The 23767-nt window shown below is 66.4% G+C and carries 23 protein-coding genes; 17 read left to right on the top strand and 6 right to left on the bottom strand.

Annotated elements, in window-relative coordinates; genetic code table 11:
* Nucleotides 1–31: 31 nt before the first annotated feature.
* Genes ACT54L_RS06190 through ureG form a run of 7 tightly spaced genes read left to right on the top strand, consistent with a single transcriptional unit; the run spans nt 32 to nt 4874 of the window.
* Nucleotides 32–328 carry an AbrB/MazE/SpoVT family DNA-binding domain-containing protein gene (locus tag ACT54L_RS06190; RefSeq protein ID WP_476084674.1) on the top strand — a complete coding sequence of 99 codons (297 nt, stop codon included), beginning with the start codon at nt 32–34 and terminating at the stop codon, nt 326–328.
* On the top strand, nt 325–732 hold the full coding sequence (locus ACT54L_RS06185) for a PIN domain-containing protein (RefSeq protein ID WP_476084673.1): 408 nt from the start codon (nt 325–327) through the stop codon (nt 730–732). The genes ACT54L_RS06190 and ACT54L_RS06185 overlap by 4 nt, the downstream gene beginning before the upstream one ends.
* Nucleotides 732–1088: a GFA family protein gene (locus ACT54L_RS06180; RefSeq protein WP_476084672.1), complete on the top strand. Its 357-nt coding sequence runs from the start codon at nt 732–734 to the stop codon at nt 1086–1088. Before ACT54L_RS06185 ends, ACT54L_RS06180 begins: the two co-directional genes overlap by 1 nt.
* Before the next feature lie 7 nt (nt 1089–1095).
* Nucleotides 1096–2808 (top strand): urease subunit alpha, encoded by a 1713-nt coding sequence (gene ureC, locus ACT54L_RS06175; protein WP_476084671.1) that lies wholly within the window; start codon nt 1096–1098, stop codon nt 2806–2808.
* 59 nt (nt 2809–2867) lie between these two features.
* Complete coding sequence (ureE, locus tag ACT54L_RS06170) at nt 2868–3521, top strand: urease accessory protein UreE (RefSeq protein ID WP_476084670.1); 654 nt, start codon at nt 2868–2870, stop codon at nt 3519–3521.
* Between the two features lie 13 nt (nt 3522–3534).
* Nucleotides 3535–4254 carry an urease accessory protein UreF gene (locus ACT54L_RS06165; protein ID WP_476085168.1) on the top strand — a complete coding sequence of 240 codons (720 nt, stop codon included), beginning with the start codon at nt 3535–3537 and terminating at the stop codon, nt 4252–4254.
* Nucleotides 4251–4874, top strand: coding sequence for an urease accessory protein UreG (gene ureG / locus ACT54L_RS06160; RefSeq protein ID WP_476084669.1), 624 nt, complete (start codon nt 4251–4253; stop codon nt 4872–4874). The genes ACT54L_RS06165 and ureG overlap by 4 nt, the downstream gene beginning before the upstream one ends.
* Before the next feature lie 107 nt (nt 4875–4981).
* Here the strand turns inward: ureG and efp are convergent, their stop codons facing one another.
* The gene (gene efp, locus ACT54L_RS06155) at nt 4982–5551 is read right to left on the bottom strand and encodes an elongation factor P (RefSeq protein ID WP_476084668.1); all 570 of its coding nucleotides are present in this window, start codon (nt 5549–5551) and stop codon (nt 4982–4984) included.
* A 126-nt stretch (nt 5552–5677) separates the two neighbouring features.
* Here efp and epmA point away from each other — a divergent pair, with 126 nt between their 5' ends.
* Both epmA and ACT54L_RS06145 read left to right on the top strand, forming a co-directional pair.
* A complete protein-coding gene (gene epmA, locus ACT54L_RS06150; protein WP_476084667.1) occupies nt 5678–6727 on the top strand; it encodes an EF-P lysine aminoacylase EpmA in 1050 nt (349 codons plus the stop codon).
* Nucleotides 6728–6922: 195 nt separating this feature from the next.
* Nucleotides 6923–7288 carry a DoxX family protein gene (locus ACT54L_RS06145; RefSeq protein WP_476084666.1) on the top strand — a complete coding sequence of 122 codons (366 nt, stop codon included), beginning with the start codon at nt 6923–6925 and terminating at the stop codon, nt 7286–7288.
* A 171-nt stretch (nt 7289–7459) separates the two neighbouring features.
* On the opposite strand, the gene ACT54L_RS06140 is transcribed toward ACT54L_RS06145, so the two are convergent.
* Both ACT54L_RS06140 and ACT54L_RS06135 read right to left on the bottom strand, forming a co-directional pair.
* On the bottom strand, nt 7460–8635 hold the full coding sequence (locus ACT54L_RS06140) for an alpha/beta hydrolase (RefSeq protein WP_476084665.1): 1176 nt from the start codon (nt 8633–8635) through the stop codon (nt 7460–7462).
* A 179-nt stretch (nt 8636–8814) separates the two neighbouring features.
* Complete coding sequence (locus ACT54L_RS06135) at nt 8815–9945, bottom strand: aminomethyl transferase family protein (RefSeq protein ID WP_476084664.1); 1131 nt, start codon at nt 9943–9945, stop codon at nt 8815–8817.
* Nucleotides 9946–10255: 310 nt separating this feature from the next.
* Here ACT54L_RS06135 and ACT54L_RS06130 point away from each other — a divergent pair, with 310 nt between their 5' ends.
* The 8 genes from ACT54L_RS06130 to ACT54L_RS06095 all read left to right on the top strand — a co-directional run bounded on the left by ACT54L_RS06130 (nt 10256) and on the right by ACT54L_RS06095 (nt 20813).
* The gene (locus ACT54L_RS06130) at nt 10256–11659 is read left to right on the top strand and encodes an acyl-CoA dehydrogenase family protein (RefSeq protein WP_247658285.1); all 1404 of its coding nucleotides are present in this window, start codon (nt 10256–10258) and stop codon (nt 11657–11659) included.
* Between the two features lie 98 nt (nt 11660–11757).
* Nucleotides 11758–12261: a flavin reductase family protein gene (locus ACT54L_RS06125; protein ID WP_476084663.1), complete on the top strand. Its 504-nt coding sequence runs from the start codon at nt 11758–11760 to the stop codon at nt 12259–12261.
* Between the two features lie 9 nt (nt 12262–12270).
* Nucleotides 12271–14574, top strand: a complete 2304-nt coding sequence (locus ACT54L_RS06120; RefSeq protein ID WP_476084662.1) for a DUF1989 domain-containing protein — start codon at nt 12271–12273, stop codon at nt 14572–14574.
* Between the two features lie 270 nt (nt 14575–14844).
* Nucleotides 14845–16527, top strand: a complete 1683-nt coding sequence (locus ACT54L_RS06115) for an APC family permease (RefSeq protein ID WP_476084661.1) — start codon at nt 14845–14847, stop codon at nt 16525–16527.
* Nucleotides 16528–16538: 11 nt separating this feature from the next.
* The gene (locus ACT54L_RS06110; RefSeq protein WP_476084660.1) at nt 16539–17126 is read left to right on the top strand and encodes a dimethylamine monooxygenase subunit DmmA family protein; all 588 of its coding nucleotides are present in this window, start codon (nt 16539–16541) and stop codon (nt 17124–17126) included.
* Nucleotides 17123–18076, top strand: a complete 954-nt coding sequence (locus ACT54L_RS06105; RefSeq protein ID WP_476084659.1) for a PDR/VanB family oxidoreductase — start codon at nt 17123–17125, stop codon at nt 18074–18076. The genes ACT54L_RS06110 and ACT54L_RS06105 overlap by 4 nt, the downstream gene beginning before the upstream one ends.
* Nucleotides 18077–18132: 56 nt before the next feature.
* Nucleotides 18133–19188 carry a heme-dependent oxidative N-demethylase family protein gene (locus ACT54L_RS06100; protein ID WP_476084658.1) on the top strand — a complete coding sequence of 352 codons (1056 nt, stop codon included), beginning with the start codon at nt 18133–18135 and terminating at the stop codon, nt 19186–19188.
* Nucleotides 19189–19343: 155 nt separating this feature from the next.
* Nucleotides 19344–20813: an NUDIX hydrolase gene (locus ACT54L_RS06095; protein WP_476084657.1), complete on the top strand. Its 1470-nt coding sequence runs from the start codon at nt 19344–19346 to the stop codon at nt 20811–20813.
* Nucleotides 20814–20947: 134 nt separating this feature from the next.
* Here the strand turns inward: ACT54L_RS06095 and rfbG are convergent, their stop codons facing one another.
* The 3 genes from rfbG to ACT54L_RS06080 all read right to left on the bottom strand — a co-directional run bounded on the left by rfbG (nt 20948) and on the right by ACT54L_RS06080 (nt 23652).
* Complete coding sequence (gene rfbG, locus ACT54L_RS06090) at nt 20948–22033, bottom strand: CDP-glucose 4,6-dehydratase (RefSeq protein WP_476084656.1); 1086 nt, start codon at nt 22031–22033, stop codon at nt 20948–20950.
* Nucleotides 22033–22806: a glucose-1-phosphate cytidylyltransferase gene (gene rfbF, locus ACT54L_RS06085; protein ID WP_476084655.1), complete on the bottom strand. Its 774-nt coding sequence runs from the start codon at nt 22804–22806 to the stop codon at nt 22033–22035. The genes rfbG and rfbF overlap by 1 nt, the downstream gene beginning before the upstream one ends.
* Before the next feature lie 345 nt (nt 22807–23151).
* On the bottom strand, nt 23152–23652 hold the full coding sequence (locus ACT54L_RS06080) for a CYTH domain-containing protein (protein WP_476084654.1): 501 nt from the start codon (nt 23650–23652) through the stop codon (nt 23152–23154).
* Between the last annotated feature and the right edge of the window lie 115 nt (nt 23653–23767).

Here is a 23767-nt window from a genome sequence, read left to right as displayed (position 1 = left end):
GCTACTTTCTCCTGAAAGTAAGGAGATGGCGATGGCGCACATGGGACACTCCACCGTCACCAGCAAGGGGCAGGTCACGCTGCCGGCCGCGCTGCGGGAGAAGTTCGCCGTGAAGGCTGGCGACCGGGTGGAATTCTTCGAGGGCCAGGACGGCACCTTGAAGATGCGCGTGCGCGCCCGCCCGGCCGACGCGGTGGTGGGCCTGCTGGCGCACCTGAAGCCCGATCCGGCCCTGACCGACGAAGAAGCTGTTGGGGCCGAGGTGATCGCACGGGATGACCGTGCCCGTGGGGGCGGCAAGCCCGGCCGGAAGGGGCGTGCGGCGTGATCGGACTCGACACCAACATTCTCCTGCGCGCGTTGACGGCGGACGATCCACGCCTCTCGCCGGTGGCTGCCGCGCTTCTGGCGCGCCTTACACCCGAGGCGCCGGGATATGTGAATGTGGCTGTGCTGGCGGAATTGTGCTGGACGCTGACACGGCGCTACCGCGCCAGCCGGCCCGACCTGATGCAGGTGATCGAGACCCTGCTGGAGAGCCCCGCCTATGTGATCTCGGATCGGGAAGCAGTGATCGACGCGCTGGAGGTCATGGCGGTCGAGCCGCTGGATTTCGTCGATGCCCTGATCGGCGCACTCAATCGCCGCGCGGGATGTGCTCAGACCTTCACCTTCGACGCCAAGGCCGCGCGCAGCGGCCTCTTTCAGCCTGCGCTGGCGGGAGGAAACTGATGGCCGTTCAGCATTATTTCGGCGGCTGCCAATGCGGCGCGGTGCGCTTCGAGGCCGACCTTGACCTCGACCGCACGATCACCTGCAACTGTTCCCGCTGCCGCCGGCTCGGCTCCATCCTGTCCTTCACCGCGCCCTCGGGCTTCCGGCTCGACCAGGGCGGCGACATGCTGAAGGAGTTCCTCTTCAACCGCCACGTGGTGCGTCACCAGTTTTGTACGGTGTGTGGAATTGAGCCTTTCTCCCTTGGGCAGAAGCCCGATGGCACGCAGATGGTGGCGGTGAACGTGCGGTGCCTGGATGGCGTCGACGCGACCGCAATGACCCCCAAATTCTTCGACGGCGCGAGCCTCTGAGGCCCCGATGACAAAAGCCCATCTTCCCCGGTCCGCCTATGCCCACATGTTCGGCCCCACCGTGGGCGACAAGATCCGCCTGGCGGATACGTCCCTCGTCATAGAGGTGGAGAAGGACTTCACAACCTATGGCGAGGAGGTGAAGTTCGGCGGCGGCAAGGTGATCCGCGACGGCATGGGCCAGAGCCAGGTGACCAATGCGGATGGTGCCGTGGACACGGTCATCACCAATGCGGTGGTGCTGGACCATTGGGGCGTGGTGAAGTGCGACGTGGGCATTGCCGGCGGGCGCATCGTGAAGCTCGGCAAGGCCGGCAATCCCGATGTGCAGCCGGGCGTGGACATCATCATCGGCCCCGGCACGGAAGTGATTGCGGGCGAAGGCAAGATCCTCACCGCCGGCGGCTTCGACAGCCACATCCATTTCATCTGTCCGCAGCAGATCGAGGAGGCGCTTGCCTCCGGCGTCACCACCATGCTGGGCGGCGGCACCGGGCCGGCCACCGGCACGTTTGCCACCACCTGCACCCCCGGCCCCTGGCACATTGCCCGCATGATCGAGGCGGCCGATGCCTTCCCCATGAATCTGGCCTTCGCCGGCAAGGGCAATGCCTCCAAGCCCGCGGCGCTGGAGGAAATGGTCCGCGCGGGCGCCTGCGCCCTGAAGCTGCACGAGGACTGGGGCACCACGCCCGCCGCCATCGATTGCTGCCTGTCGGTGGCCGATGCCTTCGACATCCAGGTGATGATCCACACCGACACGCTCAATGAGAGCGGCTTCGTGGAAGACACCATCGCCGCCTTCAAGGGCCGCACCATCCATGCCTTCCACACGGAAGGGGCGGGCGGCGGCCATGCGCCGGACATCATCAAGGTGGCGGGGCTGGCCAATGTGCTGCCCTCGTCCACCAATCCGACGCGGCCCTTCACCCGCAACACCATCGACGAGCATCTGGACATGCTCATGGTGTGCCACCACCTCGACCCCTCCATCGCAGAGGACCTCGCTTTCGCCGAGAGCCGCATCCGCAAGGAGACCATCGCGGCGGAGGACATCCTCCACGATCTCGGCGCGCTCTCCATGATGAGCTCGGACAGCCAGGCCATGGGCCGGGTGGGCGAGGTCATCATCCGCACCTGGCAGACGGCGGACAAAATGAAGCGCCAGCGCGGCGGCCTGCCGGGCGAGGGCAATAACGACAATCTGCGCGCCCGCCGCTACATCGCCAAATACACCATCAATCCCGCCATCGCCCACGGCATGTCCAAGCACATTGGCTCGGTGGAAGCGGGCAAGCTGGCCGACCTCGTGCTGTGGACGCCGGCCTTTTTCGGCGTGAAGCCGGACCTGGTGCTGAAGGGCGGCGCCATCGCCATGGCGCAGATGGGCGATCCCAACGCCTCCATCCCCACCCCCCAGCCGGTGCATTACCGCTACCAGTTCGGCGCCTTCGGCCGCGCGCGCACGGGCACCTCGCTGACCTTCGTCTCCAAGGCGGCGGTGGAGGATGGCCTCGCGGGCAAGCTCCAGACAAGCAAGACACTGGTATCCGTAGAGAATGTGCGTGGGGGCATCAGCAAGAAGAGCATGGTGCTGAACGACGCAACGCCGCACATCGAGGTGGACCCGGAGACGTATGACGTGCGCGCCGATGGCGAGCTGCTCGTCTGCGAGCCGGCCGAGGTCCTCCCGATGGCGCAGCGCTACTTCTTGTTCTGAGGTCCGGCGTGGCGGATAGTCGCCGCCCAAGCCGCGACACCGCCCGGAGACGATAAAAAATGGCCCGTGCTACCCGCATCATCCGTCACCTGGCCGTTCGCGCGGAGCAGGTGGTCGACACCATCACCCTCGATCATCACGCCCGCCACCGCCGGCGGATCGCGCTGACCTCCGACACCGGCGCGGAATTCCTGCTGGATCTCGACCGCGCCACCGTGCTCGACGATGGCGATGCGCTGGTGCTGGATGACGGCCGGCTCATCCGCGTGAAGGCGGCGCCCGAGACGCTGCTGGAGATCACCACCTTCAACCCGCTGCGCCTGATGCGCGCCGCCTGGCACCTGGGCAACCGCCATGTGCCCACCGAGCTCACCGAGAACGCGCTCTATGTGGCCGATGACAAGGTGATCGAGGAAATGCTGCGCGGCATCGGCGCCGCGACGGTGGCGGTGGTGCGTCCCTTCCGGCCGGAGCGCGGGGCCTATGAGGCGGCGCAGGAGCACATGCACCAGCACGGCCAGCACCATCACGGCGACCATGACCATGGCGATGACCATGACCATGCCACGTGCGGGCACGACCATCACGACGATCACGCCCACACCCATCGGGAGGTTCATGGCCACGCCCACACCCATGACCATGCCCATGACCACGTCCACGAAGAGGCGGGCGCCAGCTGCGGGTGCGGACATCACCACCATCACGACTGACCTGCCGGGCGCAATGCCCGGCTCCGCAGTGCAGGATCAGGAAGAGGCGGCGGCCGGCATCGGCCTGCTGCCCCTTTTTGCGTGGCTGTCCCCCAGCTTCCCCGTGGGCGGCTATGCCTATTCTCACGGCCTGGAATGGGCGGTGGAGGCGGGCGACGTGGCCCGCGAGCCGAGCCTGCTTGCCTATGTGACCGACATATTGGAACACGGCTTTCCCCGCTCCGACGCTATCCTCTTCGCCCATGCCTACCGGGCCGCCGCCGCCGATGATGCCGCCGCTTTGCGGGAGGTGAACGAACTGGCCGTCGCGCTCTCTCCCTCTGCGGAACTGCGGCTGGAGACCTGCCAGCAGGGCCGGTCCTTCCTCGATGCGGTCATTTCCGCCTGGCCCCATCCGCGCCTGTCGCGCCTCGCGCCGGTGCTGCAAGGGGAGGAGGTGGCTTATCCCGTGGCGGTGGCGCTTGCCTGCGCCGCCCATGGCGTGCCCTGCGCCAGCGCCGGCGCGGCCTTCATGCTGGCCCAGGTGCAGGCGCTGCTCTCGGCGGCGCTGCGCCTCGCACCCGTCGGCCAGACCGCCGCCGCTCGCATCCTCGCTGCGCTGTCGCCCCGGGTGGCGCACCTGGCCGATGCCGCGCAAACGCTGGGGCTCGACGAGATCGGCACCGCCACCTTCCGGGCCGATCTCGGCTCCTTCCGTCACGAAACCCAATATACGAGGCTTTTCCGCTCATGAGCGCATCCGGCAACGGCCCCCTTCGGGTGGGCATCGGCGGTCCCGTCGGCTCGGGCAAGACCGCCCTCATGGAGATGCTCTGCAAGACGTTTCGCGAGCGCTACAACATCTGCGCCATCACCAACGACATCTACACCAAGGAAGATGCCCGCCTGCTCACGGTGGCCGGCGCCCTGGAGCCGGAGCGCATCCTCGGGGTGGAAACGGGCGGTTGCCCGCACACCGCCATTCGTGAGGATGCCTCCATCAATCTGCGCGCGGTGGCGCAGATGGAGGCGAAGTTCCCCGGCCTTGACCTCGTCCTGATCGAATCGGGCGGTGACAATCTGGCCGCCACCTTCTCGCCCGAACTGGCGGACATCACCGTCTATGTGATCGACGTGGCCGGCGGCGAGAAGATCCCGCGCAAGGGCGGGCCGGGCATCACGCGCTCGGACCTCCTGGTGGTCAACAAGACGGATCTCGCACCGCTGGTGGGCGCGGACCTCTCCGTCATGGAAGCCGACACCCAGCGCATGCGTCAGGGCCGGCCCTATGTGTTCGCCGCCATCCGCCATGGCAAGGGCGTGGAGGTGGTGGCCGATTTCATCGTCAAGGCGGGCGGGCTCAAGGGGGCCTGAGCGGCCTTCTCAGGCACGCATAGGACACGCACCCATAAGAAAAGCCCGCCCCCCGGCGAGGGGGCGGGCTTTTCTTTTGGTCACCTGCCGTGGGAGATCGGGGCCGATCAGTCCTTGGCGCGTTCCACATAGGAGGCGTCGGCGGTCATGATGACCACGCGGGTGCCGGCGGACACGTGCGGGGGCACCATGGTGCGCACGCCGTTGGAGAGCATGGCCGGCTTATAGGAGGAAGAGGCGGTCTGGCCCTTCACGGTGGGCTCGGTGTCCACGATCTCCAGCGTGACGCGCTGGGGCAGCTCGATGGCGATCGGCACGCCATTGTGCAGGGAGAGCATGCATTCCATGCCTTCCTGAAGATAGACCTTCTGGTCGCCGATCACGTCCTCGGGCACGGCCACCTGGTCGTAATTCTCCGGGTTCATGAAGGTGTAGCCGTCGCTATCCTGATACAGATAGGTGTGGGGCCGGTCCTCCACGAAGGCGCGTTCCACCTGCTCGGTGGTGCGGTAACGCACCGAGATCTTCACGCTGTCGGAGATGCGGCGCAGATCCATCTGCGTAACGGGAGTTCCCTTGCCGGGATGGATGTTCTCGGCGCTGAGAACCACGTAGAGCTTGTCTTCGATATCGACGACATTGCCCTTGCGCAGAGAGCTGGCGATGACCTTGACCACGGCTTGTCTTCCTCGAAACTTTGGCGGCGCCCTCATGCGCCTTGTGGGCGCGCAACATAACGATCCTGACGGGTTTCGCCAGTCTTCCTTTCCGCTGGGCGCCCTCTGGCGCGCAAGGGGGCGCCTGTGACCGGCGCCCCGAGCCCCTGGTGGGACAGGTCGGTCCATCAGGACCGTCGCGGCTTCCTTCTGGCGCGCGGGCGTATCCTCAAGGCGGTGCGGGATTATTTCGCCGCCGACGGCTTCCTGGAGGTGGAGACGCCGGTGCTCCAGGTCTCGCCCGGCAACGAGGCGCACCTGCACGCCTTCGCGACGGTGTGGACCGCCCCGGACGGGCAAAGCCATCCTTATTACCTGCGCACCTCGCCGGAATTTGCCGCCAAGAAGCTGCTGGCGGCCGGTGAGCCGCGCATTTTCGAGCTGGCCCGCGTGTTCCGCGACCGGGAGCGGGGGCGCACCCATCATCCCGAATTCACCATGCTGGAATGGTATCGGGCGGAAGAACCCTATGAGGCGCTCATGGCCGATTGCGCCCGTCTCCTGGCGCTGGCGGCCGAGGCGGGGGGCGTGACCGCCTTTTCCCATCGCGACATGACCTGCGATCCCTTCGCCACGCCCGAAAGGCTGACGCTGGCGGAGGCGTTCGCGCATTTTGCGGGCATTGACCTCCTGTCCTGCCTCGCCCCGGCCGGCCAGGAGCCGGAGGCAGGGCCTTTGCGGGCGGCGGCGGTGGCTGCAGGCATAAGGGTGGCGGAGGATGACAGCTTCGCCGATGTCTTCTCGCGGGTGCTGGTGGAAAAGGTGGAGCCGAATCTGGGGCAGGGGCGGCCGACCCTCTTGTGCGAATATCCGTCCTCGGAGGCTGCGCTCGCCCGGCCCAAAGCGTCCGATCCGCGGGTGGCGGAGCGCTTCGAGCTTTATGCCTGCGGGGTGGAGCTGGCCAATGCCTTCGGCGAGCTCACCGATCCCCACGAGCAACGGCGCCGATTCGCCGTGGAGATGGACGAGAAGGAACGCCTTTATGGGGAGCGCTACCCCATCGATGAAGGCTTCCTGGCCGCCCTGTCCGCCATGCCCGCCGCCAGCGGCTGCGCGCTCGGCTTTGACCGGCTGGCCATGCTCGCCTCAGGCGCGCGGCGGATCGAGGACGTGCTGTGGGCGCCGGTGGAGAGGTAATATTTTCGTGAGCTCGCCACATTTGCGCCGCATCAATGGCGTGCTGCGACGCAGGGTGCATGGTCTCCTCATCGAACACGAGGAGTATTCATTATGTCGTTGACCTCATCACACGGAGCGGTCGGCGCCCCTTTTTCGTTTCGTACGCTGATCGGACCGGTTACTTTGCCCAACCGGTTTGCCTTGACTGATGGAATGAACGTTGTCCGGATACTGGCGGGGCTGTTTTACGCGCCCCACGTCTATCAGAAGCTCACGTCCGTCGAACCGACACTTGCCTTCTTCGCGAAGGCGGGGCTGACGCCCGCGCCGCTCTTCCTGGGTATGGCCGTGGTGTGCGAGGCCTTGGCCTTCCTCGGCCTCACCTTCGGCCTCTTCACCCGCTGGATCGGGCTTCTGTCCTTCGGCTGCATGGTGGTTGCGGCCTATGCCATCCTCCAGACCAAGGGCGTGAACTGGTACTGGGCCAAGGGCGGCATTGAGTATCTGGTCTTCTGGGGCGTGACCTCGCTTGCCATCGCCATCGATGCTTGGCGCAAGGAGCAGGCCCTGAAGGCCTGAGCGTCCCCGGGGCTCTGTCCCGATGCAGCGTCCGGGTCCGAGGCGGTCGCCTCCGGTCCGGGCGCTTTTTTATTGCCATGGAGCCGGTCCCGGCGAAGTGGGCACGGGGCGGGCGAACCACGCGCGTCCGAACCCAGGCATGTCAGCGTTTCGATGAAACCCTGAAAGGCCTCAGTTGCCCCCCTGCGGGCGGGGCGTGACCTGGCTGACGCCGCTGATGAGCACCCCGCCCAGTTCGATGAAGGGCGTGGCCGGCGTAACGGTGCTGGTGCTCTGCTTTTCCATGACGCCGCGCAGCTGCGGGGCGATCTCCGCCAGCTGGGCGAACTTTCCATGGTTCATGGAATCGAGCGCCTTCACATTGGTCATGTCCACCACGATGGCGCCGAGCGACACCAGGTCCGCATCATCCGCATAGGCGCCCAGGCGCTGCTTGTTGCCGGCGAGGAAATCGGAAAAGCCGAGCGCCTTGTCGTCGCGGGACACGACGACGATGAAGGGCTTCAGCGGCTTGCCGAAGCGCTTCAGCTGGGACTTGAACACGTCCACGTCGATGTCCGGCGCCGCCAGGATGACCTGGCCCAGGCGGTTGGGGGGAATCATTTTCCCGCCGATCTTCATCTGCCGGAAGGTCTCCACCGTCAGCCAATTGCCCATGGAATGGGCGATGATGGTGACCGATTCCGCCTTGCTCTGCGCCACCAGGCCGAGCGTGCGCTCCAGGGCGTCGCGGGCGGCGGTGGCGCTGTTGTTGTCATAGACATAATCCTCCGTCTTCCCGCGCGAGGCCCAGGTGAACAGCACCGGCACGCCCGGCTGGCCGGAATCGTGGACCATCTGGGTGAGGCGGAAGAGCGCTTCGGAGAATTGGGTGTTGTAGCCGTGGATGAAGACCACGGCCTGCCGATGCCCGGGCGGCATCTTGGCGAGCTGGGCATTCAGGTCGGCGACGAATTGCTGGTCGGAGTCCAGATAGACGGCCTCCTGGACCACCATGTCCGTGGCGGGATTGGGCGGCTGCTGCTGGGCAAATTCGATATCGCCCGGCTTGTGGCTGGGCGGCACGGTGACGGTGACGGTGGCGAAATCCAGCTTGCTCGTCCGTTCACCATTATAAAGCGTGCCCGGATTGAGATCGCGGGCGCGGGTGGAGGCGACCAGGACGGTGTAGGGCTTGGTCCCCGGCGTCGCCGCCAGCACGGGCGCGAGCACGTCGGGACCGGGCCGGACGGCGCAGCCGGGCAGGGCGGCGAGCACCACAAGAGCAAGAACAAGCCCCAGCCCGTCACCGCCACGCGAGCGGAGACGAACGCCGGAGCGGCGCAGGAAAGACGGCCAGCCGAGCACGCGCGAGGTCCATGGGAGTGACGCAACCGGCCGCACCATAAGCGTGGCCGCTGTCGTGCGCGAGAGGTTCGGTGCGTGTCCTAGGGTAAAGCTTGTCCCAATTGAAGGATGCGGTGCCAAAAATGCAACGGCCCGGCACCCTTATGGGGGCCGGGCCGATCCTTGAAGGGACGGTATGGTCAGGCGCGCTCTTCCAGCGGATGGGTGCGCAGGCGCATGGGATCATAGAAGGGCGTGCGCACCACATAAGCGGTGAAGGTCTCGCCGCCATCCACCACCTCCACCTTGGTGCCGAGCGCGGTGAGGGAGGGAATGAGCGAGACCATGGCCAGCGACTTCATGAGGTGCTGGGAGAAGACGGTGGAATTCACCGTGCCCACTTCGGCCCCATCCTTGAAGACCTTGGCGCCGGGCGTGATGGCCTTGTGATGCTCCACTTCCAGGCCCGCCTGGTGGGTGCGCTCCGTGCCCTTGCGGCGGATGAGCGCCTCCTTGCCCCGGAAGTCGGGCTTGGAGAGGTCCACCGTCCAGTCCATCAGCACTTCCCAGGGGGTGGTGTCTTTGTGGGGCATGTCGAAGGGGAAGAAGAGCAGGGCGCCTTCCACGCGCACGATGTCGAGGCAATCCCAGGACACCGGCATGACACCGAAGGGGGCGCCGCGCTCCAGGATCTTGTCCCAGATGAACACCGCATCCTTGGCGGCGCAGAACACCTCATAGCCCCGCTCGGCGGAATAGCCGCCGCGCGCGATGGACACTTCGATGCCATAGAGCGTGGTGCGGGCATGGCCGAAATAGGGGATGGTCTTCAGGTCCAGAGGCGTGTCGGGCTGGAGGATGTCCAGCGCCTTGGGTCCCTGGAGCGAGAGGATGTGGATGTCCTCGTCGCGGGGGAAGCTCACATCGAGCCCTTCCGCCAGCGCCGGAAGCGCCTCCTCGGTGGCGCCGCCGCCGTGCGAGAGGCGATAGGTGTTCTCGCCGTCGCAATAGATCAGCACGTCGTCGATGAGGCCGCCTTCGTCATCCACCATGGATGAGATCATGGACCGGCCGGGCGCGATCTTGCTCACGTCGGAGGTGACGAGCTTGTTGAGCAGCGTGGTGGCATCCGGGCCGGTGACGTTCAGGATCTTGAGCGCGGACACGTCGATGAGGCCGGCCCGGTAGCGCACCGCCGCCGTCTCCTCATAGGGATCGGTGGCATAGTGCTGGGGAATGGCCATGTCGTTCCAGGATTCCTCAAGCTTGGAGCCCAGGGCCCGGTGACGCTCATTGAGGATCGACTGCCGCAAGTGGGTGGCACCCGTCATTTTTGTCCCCTCGGTGTGCGAAAATCCGCGCCATCCTGGAGATGCACCCTCGTTCTTGTCAATTACTTTTCCTGACAAGAAATTGTCGTCCGCGGCTGCCTCAAAATGCATCTACGAAGGTATTAGAAATCCGGCAAATTGGGGGGTGTGGGCGAAAAATATGCAACCCCCTGCCTCTTTTTAGGCTTGCGCTCCGTTCGCGCAGTGGCAGACTGTTTCTGCGGCGTCAAAAAAGTTCACTGAGGGGAACAGTCGCCGGCCGGTTTTCGACAGTCCTGGAATTTCAGGCCCGAACGGGCGGAGCAAGCGCATGTCCGATGTTAAGAAATGGGGAAGCGAAGAGTTTTGGGGCCTCGGTTTCGAGTGGGACCCCCAATGGCTGCTCACCCCCGCCCAGAAAGACCTCCAGGGCAAGTTGATTGCCCTGTGCGAGGCCACTTTGCGCGCGAACGCGGTGGAAAGCGATGCGCAATACATCTATCCGCGCAAGAATTTTGAGGCCCTTGCCTCGCTCGGCCTGCTCTCGCTGACCGTTCCCAAGGAATTGGGCGGTCTCGGCGAGAACCATGTCTGCGCCGCCATGGTGGTGGAGACCATCGCCCGCTATGGCTGTCCCTCCACCGCCATGTGCTACACCATGCACCTGGGCGCGGTGGCGGCGGCCCTGCTGCGCCATCACGAAAACCCCATCCTCATCGACATCCTCAAGCGCCTGGACAAGGACGTGCTCATCGGCACCTTGTCCTATTCCGACCCGGAAACCGGCTCCCATTTCTGGTACCCCATCTCCTCCAAGGCCGAAGCCCATGGCGAGGGCTGGAAGGTCACGAAAAAGGCCTCCTGGACCACCTCGGGCGGCTTTGCCGACTGGTACATCATCCAGACCACCAGCCCCGGCTTTGCCGGCGACTATTCGGACCTGTCCTGCTTCCTCGTCACCAAGGACGAGGTGAAGGCCAATCCCTCCGAATGGGACGGCCTCGGCCTGCGCGGCAACCAGTCCGGCCCCATCGCGGTGGAGAACGCCATCCTGCCCAAGGAGGCCCTGGTCGGCCCCATCGGCGATGGCGCCAAGTCCAATGACGAGGTGGTGGACCCCTTCTTCCTCACCTGCTCGTCGGCCTGCTGGAACGGCATTTCGCTGGCGGTCATCGACATCGCCAAGCGCCACACCACCCGCAAGACCCACAATGACGTGGGCATGCGGGTCGCCGACTATCCCACCATCCAGGACTATGTGGGCGAGGCGATCATGGACACGAATGCCTGCCGGGCCTTCGTCTTCCAGATGGCGCAGGCGCTGGATTCGGTGACCAACAATTGCGACTGGTCCATCCACAAGGACCTGGACGCTTTGCCGCGCTCCACCCTGTTGCACTGGCTGTGGCAGGTGAAGTTCGAGGCCTCCAAGAACGTCGCCCATGTCACCGACAAGATGCTCCATGCCTGCGGCGGCACCGGCTATCGCCCGGCGCTCCAGATCGAGCGCTATCTGCGCGACGGCAAGGCCGGCTGGGTGATGGGCCCCACCAACGAAGTGTTGCGCCAGTTCGTCGGCAAGGCCTCGCTCCTGGGCTTCGGCGCGCTGGACTATTGGAACAAGTCCATCAACGAGCGGGTGCTCAACAACGAGATCAAGAAGATGAGCGAGGCCGAAAAGCGCGCCTTCGCCGAGAAGCTTCTGGCCGACGTCGCCCCCGCGAAGGTCGCCTGACGCGCTGGCCTCTTCTCGCCCCAAAGGGGCGCGGCCGGCGCGGGCGATCATCGTCCGCGCCGGCGCTTCACAGGCAGGAAGCGCCAGAGGATGCCGTCATGACCACGCTCGATCTCGACGCCCGCTTCGATCCGCGCGAATTGCGCAATGCGTTGGGCCGTTTCGCCACCGGCATCGCCGTGGTGCTGGCCCATGACGAAGACGGCCCGGTGGGTGTCACCGTCAATTCCTTCTCCTCCGTCTCGCTTGATCCGCCCCTGGTGCTGTTCTCCATGGCGCGGTCGCTTTATTCGCTCTCCCGCCTCCAGCGCGCGCCGGCCTATGCCATCAATGTGCTGATGGAAGGCCAGGAGGCCATTTCCAACCGCTTCGCCCGCGCCGGTACCGATAAATTCGCCGACCTGCTCTTGCGGCGGGGGGTAAGCGGGGCGCCGGTGCTCGATCCCATGCTCGCCTGCTTCGAGTGCCTGCCCTATGCCGAATATGACGGCGGCGACCATGTGATCTTCGTGGGCCGGGTCGTGCACCTGCATGTGGAAGGGGAGGGCGATCCGCTCCTTTATTATCGCGGCGGCTATCGCAGTCTCGCCCGTTCGGCCTGAGGAGCACCCATGGACGCCCCCACCGAATTCGTGCCTGCCGGCCCCGTCCGCGCCCGCCTGCCGGAGCGCCTGCGGGTGCACGGCGGGGATTGCGCGGCCGTCCAGCTGCGCCCCGGCGACACCCTTTCCGTCACCGATCCCGAAGGCCTCCAGCCGGCGCATCTTTTCGTCTTCGACGGGGCTGGTGCGCCTGCATTTGCAAGCCTGAGCCTTGAGGCCCTGCCGGCGGGTCTCGCCCTGGCCGATGTGCTCGCCGCCTCCGGCGAACAGGGCCGGGCCGCCGCGCGGCGGGCGCAGTCCGCCGGCTTGGCCCTCGACGCCTCTGCCCGCGTGCTGTTCGCCGACGGTGACCGGCCCGGCCAGTCCGTCCGCTTCACGGCCCCCACCGACCTCCTGGTGTTCGTCGCCGCTGCCGGTCCACTCATGGCGCCGGACGAGCAGGCTCCGCCCACGGACCTGGAGGTGGAAGTCACCCGCGCCGCCGGCGCGCCCGATCTGCCGCCCCCGCTCGGCGCCGTGACGCTGGACCTGCGTATCCCGGCCGCTCAGGCCCGCGCCTTCCGGGTGAAGGCGGGCGACTATATTCAGATCATCGACGTGGAAGGCCGCCAATGCTCGGACTTCCTGGCCTTCGATGCCGCAGCGTTGGAGGAGGGGGCCGAATATGGCCTCGACGCCACCACCACCCGCACGCTCATGGGCGCGGCCTATCCGGGGCCGGGGCTTCATTCCAAATATTTCGACGAGCGCCAGGTGGCCTTGGTGGAAGTGGTGCGCGACACGGTGGGCCGCCATGACACCTTCGCGCTGGCCTGCTCGGCCAAATATTACGAGGACATGGGCTATCCCGGCCATGCCAATTGCTCGGACAATTTCAACGCCGTGCTCAAGCCCTATGGCATTCGCGAGCGGCGCGGCTGGCCGGCCATCAATTTCTTCTACAACACCTGCATCGAGGGCTCGAATGCGCTGACCATGGACGAGCCCTGGTCGCGCCCCGGCGATTATGTGCTGCTGCGCGCCCTCACCGACCTCGTCTGCGCCACTTCCTCCTGCGCCGATGACATCGATCCGGCCAATGGCTGGGACCCCACCGACATTCATGTGCGGGTCTATGACGGGGCTGAGACCATCTCCAAGGGAATTGCGTTCCGCATGACACCCGACGCTGAACCGCGCCTCACCCGCGAGAGCGCCTTCCATCCGCGCCTTGCCGCGCTCACCCGCAACTTCGTGGAATATCGCGGCTTCTGGCTGCCCACCTGCTTCACCGGGGCGGGGCCCATCGCCGAATACTGGGCCTGCCGGGAAAAGGCGGCCGTCATGGACCTCTCGCCCCTGCGCAAGTTCGAGGTGACCGGCCCCGACGCCGAGCTTCTCCTCCAGCGCACGGTGACCCGCGACATCCGCAAGCTGGCGGTGGGGCAGGTGGTCTATACAGCGCTCTGCTACGACCATGGCGGTATGATCGACGATGCCACCGTCTTCCGCCTCGGCCCGGCCAATTTCCGGGTGGTGTGCGGGGAGGAATTCACCGGCGTGTGGCTGCGCACCAAGGCGGCGGAATGGGGCCTGAAGGTGTGGGTGAAATCCTCCACCGACCAGCTCCACAACATCGCCGTGCAGGGTCCGCTCAGCCGCGAGATCCTCGCCGATGTGATCTGGACCTCGGCGGTCCAGCCCTCCATCCCCGAACTGAAATGGTTCCGCTTCGCGGTGGGCCGCCTCGGCGGGCCGCAGGGGCCGGCGCTGGTGGTCTCGCGCACCGGCTATACGGGGGAATTGGGCTATGAGATCTGGTGCCATCCCAAGGACGGCGTCGCCCTGTGGGACGCGGTGTGGGCGGCAGGTTCCCCCAAGGGCCTGACCCCGCTGGGCCTCACTGCCCTCGACATGCTGCGCATCGAGGCGGGGCTGGTCTTCGCGGGCTATGATTTCTGCGACCAGACCGACCCCTTCGAGGCCGGCATCGGCTTTGCGGTGGCCAACAAGGACGAGGATTTCGTCGGCCGCGAGGCGCTCGCCCGGCGCAAGGTCAATCCGGCGCGCAAGATGGTGGGCCTTGTGGTCTCGTCCAACGAGGATGTGGGCCATGGCGACCCGCTTTATCTGGGCCGCGCCCAGGTGGGCGTCGTCACCTCCGCCACCAAGTCCCCCATCCTGAAGCAGAATATCGCGCTCGCCCGGGTGGATGTGTCGCTCGGCGGGACCGAGGTGGAGATCGGCAAGCTGGACGGCCACCAGAAGCGCATCGGCGCCACCCTCGTGCCCTTCCCTCATTTCGATCCGCAGAAGACCAGGGTGAGAGCTTAAGGTATTAGGCCAAGGTCCGGCGTTGCCAGGTCAAGAGAAGGACATGCCGCACACCGCACGCAGCGGTGTGCGGTCACGGTTGTTTTGTCGTCGTGGCGACGAAAGTTGAAGGGTTACATGGCGGATGTGTTTTTCGCCAATTTTGGACTGAAAAATAGGCAGTCCTGCCTAAAAAATCACGCGGACATAACCTAGCGGAACATCTATATCTTAATTGACAACAAATTTTCCCGGTAAGAAAGTCTGTTCCCATAAAGAGGGGAACAATCCATGACAATCACCACCACTACGGACATCGCGTCCGTCCCGGTTGAGGGCGGATTGCAGCGAAAGATCAGTTGGACCGGGGCCTTCTGGATCGCCAGCGGGGTCCCGGCCTTGGTGCTGTTCTCCATTGGCGCCATCGGCGCCACGGTGGGCGCGCCGGCCTGGTTCGTCTGGATCCTGTCCATCATATTCGGCTTCATCCAGGCCTTTTCCTATGCCGAGATTGCCGGCCTGTTCCCGCACAAGTCGGGCGGCGCCTCGGTCTATGGGGCCATTGCCTGGGTGCGCTATTCCAAGCTGCTGGCGCCCTTCTCGGTCTGGTGTAACTGGCTGGCCTGGTCGCCGGTGCTGTCCATCGGCTCGGGGCTGGCGGCCGGCTACGTGCTCTCCATCCTGTTCCCGGCGGACTCGGTGGTGAACACCTGGTCTCTGACCCTGGTGGACCTCACCTGGCTGAAGGCGGGCCTGGCGCTGCGCATCAACGCCACCTTTATCCTGGGCGCCGTGCTCCTCCTGGTGGCCTTCGCCATCCAGCATCGCGGCATCGGCCAGACCGCCAAGGTGCAGGTGATCCTGGGCGTCGTCGCCCTGCTGCCGCTGATCCTGATCGGCCTCGTACCCCTCATCACCGGCGACGTGCTCGCTTCCAATCTCGGCCCCTTCGCCCCCCTCGCCAAGGATGAGACGGGCAAGGTGATCGCCGGCTCGTGGGACATGGCGGGCATCACGCTCATGGCCGGCGGCCTCTTCATCGCCGCCTGGTCCACCTACGGGTTCGAGACCGCCGTCTGCTACACCCGCGAGTTCCGCGACCCCAGCCGCGACACCTTCAAGGCCATCCTCTATTCCGGCCTTCTGTGCATCTTCGTCTTCACCATCGTGCCCTTCACCTTCCAGGGCGTGCTGGGCCTTGGCCAGCTGGTGACTCCGGCGGTGACGGACGCCTCGGGCGCCATTGTGACCCCGGCGGTCTATTCCGGCATCCTGAACGCCGACATCTATTCCGGCATGGGCGTTGCAAGCGCCATGGCGGACATGATCAAGGGCGGGCCGGTGGTGCACAACATCATCGTGGTGATGCTGATCCTGGCGCTGATGCTGGCCATCGTCACCTCGATGGCGGGCTCCTCGCGCACGCTCTACCAGGCGTCCGTGGACGGCTGGCTGCCCAAGTATCTGAGCCATGTGAATGAAAATGGCGCGCCCACCAAGGCCATGTGGACGGATCTGGCCTTCAACCTGATCCTGCTCATGATGTCCGACTATGTGTTCGTGCTGGCCATCTCCAACGTCTGCTACATCCTGTTCAACTTCCTGAACCTGAACGCCGCCTGGATCCACCGCATCGACCGTCCCACCTGGGAACGCCCCTTCAAGGCCCCCACCTGGCTCCTGGCGGGCGGCACGGCGCTGTCCTTCGTCAACCTCGTGCTGCTCGGCATGGGCGCGGACATCTGGGGCGCGGGCACGCTGGTGACGGGCATCATCTGCTCGGCGCTCATCATCCCCGTCTTCTGCTTCCGCCACTATGTCACCGACAAGGGCCGCTTCCCGGCGGCCATGATGGAGGACATGCACCTGCGCCAAGAGGCCGGAGCTTCAACCCGGGCCGGGATGCTTCCCTACCTCGCCCTCGCCGCGGGCGCCGCGGTGGTGATCGTCGCGCGCCTCGTGGCCGTCTACTGAACGGAGGATCGATGACCGACCAAGGCATCAAGAGCCGTCCCCGCTACCAGCCGTTGGACATCGACCCGGCGGGCCGGCACCACCTCCTGGTGGTGCCCAGCGAGGACGTCCCCTCGGACGCGGTGGCGGAGGGCTTTACGCCCTCCGCCTTCGAGGTTTGGACGGTGGTCCGCAAGTCCGCCCTGCCGCCCTCCGCCATCACGGAGGAAGCGGCGGGCACGGTGCGGGCGTTCCGCTCCCCGGCCCATCTCTTCTCCGCATTGGAGGAGCGCTTGGCGCGCGAGACCATGGGGCTGCGCCTCTATGCGGTGGGCGCCGAGGACTTCCTGTGGGACGTCTATGGGGTGGGCGAGAAGGCGGGGCTCAGCCCCCAGGAAATGCGCTTCACCCATTCCGGCACCAAGGCGCGGCGCATCTTCTGCGTCCATTGCCGGGCGGTGACGGAGAAGGTGACCACGTCCATCGTCACCTGCTCGGGCTGCGGTGCCAGCCTGTTCGTCCGCGACCATTTCTCCCGCCGCCTGTCCGCCTTCATGGGCGTCCAGGTGGATGCCGAAGCCCCCGGCGACGTGCCGGCCGCCGAGGAGCTTTACGCATGAGCGCCCCCACTCTGTCCGTCCGCATCCGCGAGATCGAGCCCTTGGGCGCGAGCCTGAAGCGCTTCGCGCTGGAGGCGGCCCATGGCGGCGAATTGCCCACCCCGGCGCCGGGCGCCCATATCCTGCTCACCCTGCGCGACGGCGGGCGGGTGATGAAGAACGCCTATTCCCTGGTCTCGCCCGCTGAGGCGCGGGACCGCTACGAGATCATCGTGCGCCGCGTCGCCCAGTCGCGGGGCGGCTCCGCCTTCCTGCACCATCAGGCGCGGGAAGGGGACGTGATCGACATCGGCTATCCGGTGAACCTGTTCCCGCTCCAATCCAAGGCGCGCAAGCACCTCTTGATCGGCGGCGGCATCGGCATCACCCCGCTTCTGTCCCATCTCCATCTCCTGAAAGAGCGGGGCCTGAAGTTCGAGATGCACCAATTGTGCGCGCCCGAGGAAGCCGGCGTGTTCGAGGCCCTGCTTTCGCCCTATGGCGAGGCGGGCGAGATCCTGGTGCACGGCACCGGGCGGGCGCGCTTTGACCTGGCCGGCATCCTCGCCCGCCAGCCGCTGGGCACCCACGTCTATACGTGCGGCCCCCGTTCGCTGATGGAGGCGGTGGCGAGCACGGCGGCGGCGCTGGGCTGGCCCGCCGGCAAAATCCACAAGGAGAGCTTCGGCGAAAACTCCGGCGGCCTGCCCTTCAAGGCGCTGCTGGCGCGCTCCGGCATCGAAGTGGAGGTGGGCGAGACCCAGTCGCTCCTGGAGGCGGTGGAAGCCGCCGGCATCGATGCGCCGTGCCTGTGCCGGGGCGGGGCCTGCGGCGAATGCAAGGTCAGCGTCCTCGAAGGCGAGGTGGAGCATCGCGACGACTTCCTCTCCGCTGAGGAGAAGGCGTCCCAGAGCGCCATCATGCTGTGCGTCTCGCGCGCCCGTGGCGCCCGGCTCGTGCTCGATCTGTGATCCCTTTTTCGCCGCCCGTGCCCGGGCGGCGGACAGCCATTGCCGAGGATGTGGCCATGACCCTGCAATTCAAGCCGGACGAGACCTTCCGCAAGGATTTCACCTATCGGAACTCGGACGCCGGCATCCTGCGCTTTCCCTTTCCCTTCCCCGAAGACGAATACATGTATTCGGTGAACATCGAGCCCCATGTGCGCGGCGGCCCCACCGCCGCCTTCCAGGCGGCGTTCGATGTGGACGAGCATTATGTGGCCGAGTGCCGGGAGCGGGCGCTGGTGCTCGCCGAGGACCCCAAGCGCTGCCAGGTGCTGCCCCATATGGAGCTGGCCCAGTGGGACACGCTGGAACTCATCATGGAGAGTCTGGCGGCTGATTATCCCGACCTCTTCTCCCTCTCCAAGGACGGCGACCTCTGGACCTGGGTGAACAAGCCGCTCTCGATCCAGCAAACCTTCACCTTCGGCAAGGCCGACACCTTGCCGTGCCCGCCGTTTGAATACATCACCCGCCAGGCCCAGGGCGACTTCACGCTGCAGGATCAGCGGGAGGACAATCTCTATGTGGACGGCGGCATGGTCACCACCCAGGCCGACTGGTCGCTGGAATTCGACATCGGCATGAGCTTCCATGAATGGCACGGGCCGGTGCCGCTCGCCCATGAGAAGGGCGTGTTCGACCGGGCGCTGAAATATCTGCTGCGCCTGCAATATGGCCAGCCGGTGCGGCGGCTCAACTGGACCATGACCATCAATCCGCGCCTGGACACTTCGCCGGAAAACTATCCCGTATGGGGGCCGGACCGCACCACCATCACGCCCGAGAACGTGGCCGAGAAGGTGCATCTGCGCGTGGAGTTGCAGACCCTGTTCCGCCTGCCGCGCTCCAACGCCATCCTGTTCGGCATCCGCTGCTATCTGGCAAGCGTGGCCGAGCTCTCCCGCGTGCCCAAGTGGCGCAAGCGCCTGCATCGGGTGCTGCGCGACCTCCACCCCGCCATCCAGGAATATAAGGGCCTGCCGCGCTACCGGCCGATGGTGATCGATCATCTCGCCCCCTTCGATGACGGCGCCCCGCTCTCCAAGGGCATCCAGAGCGACCTCACCGCGCTCTGATCTCAAGCGGCCGGGGAGGGCGCCTGTCCGCCCCGGCTGCGTCTACGTGCATCTTTCAATCGCCCGCACTGCACATTTTTCGGCCGCGACATGATTGTGACGCTCCCTTAGGTGATATTTCGCGCCCAGGAGAGGCGGGTTTCGGGATTCGCGGCATGGCGGACACCAACGGCACATACCGCGTGCAATACGCGGCCTTGCCCTATCGCGTGCGGCAGGATGGCGAGGTGCAACTGCGCCTGGTGACCTCCCGCGAGACGCGCCGCTGGGTGATTCCCAAGGGCTGGCCCATGAAGGGCATCCCCCCGCACAAGGCGGCCGCGCGCGAGGCCTATGAGGAGGCCGGGCTGCTGGGCTCCATCGCCAGCACGCCCATCGGCATCTATCGCTACGACAAGCGCCTGTCCCTCACCCGCTCGGTGCTGTGCGAGGTGATGGTCTTCCCCATGAAGGTGAAGCGCTATCTGAAGAAGTGGCCCGAGCGCTCGCAGCGCGTCGGCTTCTGGTTCTCCATCGAGACCGCCGCCTCCGTGGTGCAGGAACCCGAATTGGCGAGTCTCATCCTGGAGTTCGGCGCCGTCATGGCCGAGCGCCACGCCGAGAAGCTCGCCAAGGCCGAGGTTGCCAAGGCCGGGGGCGCCAAGGCCGGGGGGGGCAAAACCGCGGGTGGCAAGACCGCGGGGGCCGCCGGGGCGGCCGAGAAGAAGAATGCCGCGCCGAAGAAGGCGGCGCCGAAGAAGGCCAAGGGGGCCGAAGCCGGCCTTGCCGCCACCGTGCCGATGCCGGCCGAAGCGGACATGGCGCCTTTGGAGGCGCCGCAGACGCCTGCCGCCGACACGCCTGTCGGCAAGACGCTTGGTGCAGAGACCTCCGGCACCGAGCAGGCCGCGTCCAAGAAGGTGCGGGCGAAGAAGGGGGCATCTGGGACGGCGGCTGAGGCCGCCAGGGCTGTCTCGGAGAAACCTCTGGCCGAGACCGTCGAGCCCGGCGGCGCTGTCGCCGGCCCGGATGAGGACGCGTCGGCCAAATCCGCGCTGAAAAAGCTCGCGCTGAAAAAGCCCTCACCTGAGACGGCAGCGCCCGAGAAGGTGCCTCCTAAGAAGGCTGCCCTCAAGAAGGCTGCCCTCAAGAAAGCGACCCTCAAGACGGCTGCGCGGAAAGAGGCCGGACCTGAGACGGCGGTGGACGCGCTTGGCGAACCGCACGTGCCGGACGAGGACGTGGCGGCGCCGGCAGACGCGGGCATCGCCGAGGCCGTGGAGCCGGCGACGCCCGCCAAGGCGAAGGCCAAGGTGAAAGCCAAGGCGAAGGCCAAGGCCAAATCCGGCTCCACTTCCGGAGCCAAGCCTGTGCCCGAGGGGCAATCCAAGGTGATGGTCGCCGACGCGCCAGAACCGCCGCTGCCGGACGCCGATGGGGAGGTTCAGCTCGCCCCCGCTCAGGTGGCGTCGGACGAGCCCGGCCCGCCGCCCGCGCCCGCGAAAAAGGCGAGCGCTAAGAAGGCGGTGACCAAAAAGGCGCCGGCCAAGAAGGCCGTTGCGAAAAAGCCAGCCACCATGGAAGCCGCCTCCAAGAAAGCCGCCAACAAAGCCGCGCCGAAGAAATCGGTCACGGGACCGGCCTGACGGAGAAAGCCGCCGGCTTGCCGGTGCGGGCGTGCTGGCGGGTTCCTGCCGATGGGCTCACGCTCTTTTTTGACTCCGGTTCCTTGCGCGGATCTTGGTTCCCCCGGCGCGGCGGGGCTTCAGGGTGCGTGCTCTCACGCCCCCGGCTCCCACAGCTTCCCATAGGCTTGGATCTGGGCGTCCGTGAACGCGCCCATGTCCGCCCCCTGCTGCCAGGCGGCATACCAGTCGGCGGTCAGGGCGATGGCCTCGGGAAACCGCAGGCGCGGAGACCAGCCGAGGGCCGTCCTGGCCTTGGCGCAATCAAGCCGCAGCAGGCTGGCCTCGTGGGGAGCGGTGGGCCGGTCCTCGACCAGGATCCGCCCGGCGCCGAGGGCGCGGACCATGGCGTCCGCCACATCGCGCACCGGCCGGTCGTCGCCGGGATCGGGGCCGATATTCCAGGCCTCGTCCATGCCCTCCGGGTCGGTCGCGAGGCGCTCGGCGAGGGTCAGATAGGCGCCCAGCGGCTCCAGCACATGCTGCCAGGGCCGCACGGAGCGGGGACTGCGCAGCCGGACGAGGCCTTCCGGGCCGAGGCAGCCGCGCACGATGTCCGGCACCAGGCGATGGGCCGACCAATCGCCGCCGCCGATCACATTGCCGGCCCGCACGGTGGCGATGCGGGCGTCGTGGCCGTCCGGCGCGAAGGGGCGGAAGAAGCTGCGCTGCATGGACTGGGCGGCGATCTCGGCGCAGCCCTTGCTGGCGCTATAGGGATCGCGGCCGCCCAGGCGATCGCCCTCCCGATAGCCCCAGACCCATTCCTTATTGTCATAGCATTTGTCGCTGGTGACGATGACCACGCTGGCGACCCCAGGGGTCCGCCGGATCACATCGAGCACGGTGACCACGCCGGTGACATTGGTGGCGAAGGTGGCGATGGGATCGTCGTAGGAGGCCCGCACCAGCGCCTGGGCCGCGAGATGAAGGACCACCTCCGGCCGGCACGCGTCCATCACCTCGGCAAGACGTGCGCGGTCATTGATGTCGCCGATGACGCTGCGGATGCGTTTGTCCAGCCGGGCGAGGGTGAAGAGGTTGGGACTGTCGGCGGGGGCGAGGGCATAGCCGGTGACTTCCGCCCCCAGGCCCGCGAGCCAGGCCGCAAGCCAGGCGCCCTTGAAGCCGGTGTGGCCGGTGAGGAGGACGCGCCGGCCGCGCCAGAAGCGCGCGGGCATCAGGCCCACACTTTCCAGGGGGCCTTGCCGCTGGCCCATAATTCTTCCAACTGGACCTTGTCGCGCAAGGTATCCATGGGCTGCCAGAAGCCCGTATGCTCGTAGGCATGGAGCTGACCGTCCCGGGCCAGCGCCTCCAGCGGCTCGCGCTCGAATGGCGTGCCATCGTCGGTGCCGAGATAGCGCTCCACATCCCGGTTCAGCACGAAGAAGCCGCCATTGATGAAACCGCCTTCGCCATCGGGCTTTTCCCGGAAGGTGCGCACGTCGCCGGAGACGATCTCCAGATAGCCGAAGCGCTTGGGCGGATAGGTGGCGGTGACGGTGGCAAGGCCGCCATGGGCGCGGTGGAAGGCGAGCGAACCGGAGATGTCCACGTCGGCAACGCCATCGCCATAGGTCAGGCAGAATGTGTCATCGGTGACATAGGGCAGGACCCGCCGCAGGCGGCCGCCGGTCATGGTGCTCTCGCCGGTGTCCACCAGCGAGATGGACCAGGGCTCGGCATCGTTGCGGTGAATGTCCACCGTCCCCGAGCGCAGGTTCACCGTCAGGTCGGACATGTGCTGGGCGTAATTGATAAAGTATTCCTTTATCATATAGCCCTTGTAGCCCAGGCAGATCACGAAGTCGTTGATCCCGTGGTGGGAATAGATCTTCATGATGTGCCAGAGGATCGGATGCCCGCCGATCTCGACCATGGGCTTCGGGCGGGTCAACGTCTCTTCGCTCAGCCGCGTGCCGAACCCGCCGGCCAGTATCACCGCCTTCATCTCACCACCCCGACACCGGCGCCCCTGCGCGCCGCTTCAAGGTCTGGCAGCGGCGGGCGGGGTGGGGCAATGCGGGATGCCACCAATTTGGAACGGTGGGCGGGCCGGCCGAGGCCGAGCGCGGCGGCTCCGGTCCAAGGCCGTTCCAAGGGGCACGCCACGGACGCGCGCTCGCGCGGCCCGTGCGTCACAGTCAGTCAGGCCCGGCGGCCCGGAATCGCGAAGGGAAGCGGGGTGGCGGGCCAGCGCCGGGCGCACGAACCGCCGGCTCGATTGCTCCAAGCTGGGAGCTTTATGCCTCCAGATCGGATGCGAACGGGCGGAACGCGCCCGCCGCCATGGGGCCTATCCGCCGGATGCGGCGTCGCGCAAGGTCGGCCCCAGGGCCAAGGTCATGCGGCGGGCGAGGGCGGCGCTGCTGTAATTGCTGTCCGCCGTCACCTCCCGGCCGATCCAGGGCGGCAGGCGGAAGGGCTGGTCGGCGGTCTTCAATTCCACCTCCGCAATGATGAGGCCGGACAGCGGGCCGGCAAACTCGTCCACTTCCCAGACCATATTGTCATAGGGGATGCGGTAGCGCGTCGTCTCGATCAGCGGGCCATTGCAGAGGTCGGCGAGCATCTGGTCCGCGTCATCAACCGGAATGGGATATTCAAACTCCGGGCGGCTGATCCCGCTCTTGGGGCCCTTCACCGTGATCCAGGCAATGGTTTCGCTCCGGCGGATGCGGACCTTTCCCCGCGCCATCCGGGCGAGCAGCCCCTCCCTGAAGGTGATACCCGTGCCCGCCACCTCCCGCCAACCCTCGTTGGCGACAAGGAATTTTCGTTCGATCTCCAGGGCCATGCAGCATCCGGCGCCAGTTTCGGGTGGCCCCTTTTAGCATGTCCGTGGCTATGTTGCACTGCGGGATGATCGGGCACATAGAGCTCTGGCCGGGGGCGGCGGCCGGGGGCGCACC

Source organism: Aquabacter sp. DMC10, assembly GCF_056314145.1.
Note: the sequence above shows the minus strand (reverse complement) of the source record. Positions and strands in the feature narration are given on the sequence as shown.

Coding starts and splice junctions, on each gene's coding strand:
- ureG (WP_476084669.1), top strand. CDS start 4,251: ATGAGCGCATCCGGCAACGGCCCCCTTCGGGTGGGCATCGGCGGTCCC.
- ACT54L_RS06130 (WP_247658285.1), top strand. CDS start 10,256: ATGTCCGATGTTAAGAAATGGGGAAGCGAAGAGTTTTGGGGCCTCGGT.
- ACT54L_RS06095 (WP_476084657.1), top strand. CDS start 19,344: ATGGCGGACACCAACGGCACATACCGCGTGCAATACGCGGCCTTGCCC.
- ACT54L_RS06145 (WP_476084666.1), top strand. CDS start 6,923: ATGAACGTTGTCCGGATACTGGCGGGGCTGTTTTACGCGCCCCACGTC.
- ACT54L_RS06135 (WP_476084664.1), bottom strand. CDS start 9,945: ATGACGGGTGCCACCCACTTGCGGCAGTCGATCCTCAATGAGCGTCAC.
- ACT54L_RS06165 (WP_476085168.1), top strand. CDS start 3,535: ATGCCCGGCTCCGCAGTGCAGGATCAGGAAGAGGCGGCGGCCGGCATC.
- ACT54L_RS06105 (WP_476084659.1), top strand. CDS start 17,123: ATGAGCGCCCCCACTCTGTCCGTCCGCATCCGCGAGATCGAGCCCTTG.
- ureC (WP_476084671.1), top strand. CDS start 1,096: ATGACAAAAGCCCATCTTCCCCGGTCCGCCTATGCCCACATGTTCGGC.
- ACT54L_RS06120 (WP_476084662.1), top strand. CDS start 12,271: ATGGACGCCCCCACCGAATTCGTGCCTGCCGGCCCCGTCCGCGCCCGC.
- ACT54L_RS06180 (WP_476084672.1), top strand. CDS start 732: ATGGCCGTTCAGCATTATTTCGGCGGCTGCCAATGCGGCGCGGTGCGC.
- rfbF (WP_476084655.1), bottom strand. CDS start 22,806: ATGAAGGCGGTGATACTGGCCGGCGGGTTCGGCACGCGGCTGAGCGAA.
- ureE (WP_476084670.1), top strand. CDS start 2,868: ATGGCCCGTGCTACCCGCATCATCCGTCACCTGGCCGTTCGCGCGGAG.
- ACT54L_RS06100 (WP_476084658.1), top strand. CDS start 18,133: ATGACCCTGCAATTCAAGCCGGACGAGACCTTCCGCAAGGATTTCACC.
- ACT54L_RS06115 (WP_476084661.1), top strand. CDS start 14,845: ATGACAATCACCACCACTACGGACATCGCGTCCGTCCCGGTTGAGGGC.
- ACT54L_RS06080 (WP_476084654.1), bottom strand. CDS start 23,652: ATGGCCCTGGAGATCGAACGAAAATTCCTTGTCGCCAACGAGGGTTGG.
- ACT54L_RS06110 (WP_476084660.1), top strand. CDS start 16,539: ATGACCGACCAAGGCATCAAGAGCCGTCCCCGCTACCAGCCGTTGGAC.
- ACT54L_RS06125 (WP_476084663.1), top strand. CDS start 11,758: ATGACCACGCTCGATCTCGACGCCCGCTTCGATCCGCGCGAATTGCGC.
- rfbG (WP_476084656.1), bottom strand. CDS start 22,033: ATGCCCGCGCGCTTCTGGCGCGGCCGGCGCGTCCTCCTCACCGGCCAC.
- ACT54L_RS06190 (WP_476084674.1), top strand. CDS start 32: ATGGCGCACATGGGACACTCCACCGTCACCAGCAAGGGGCAGGTCACG.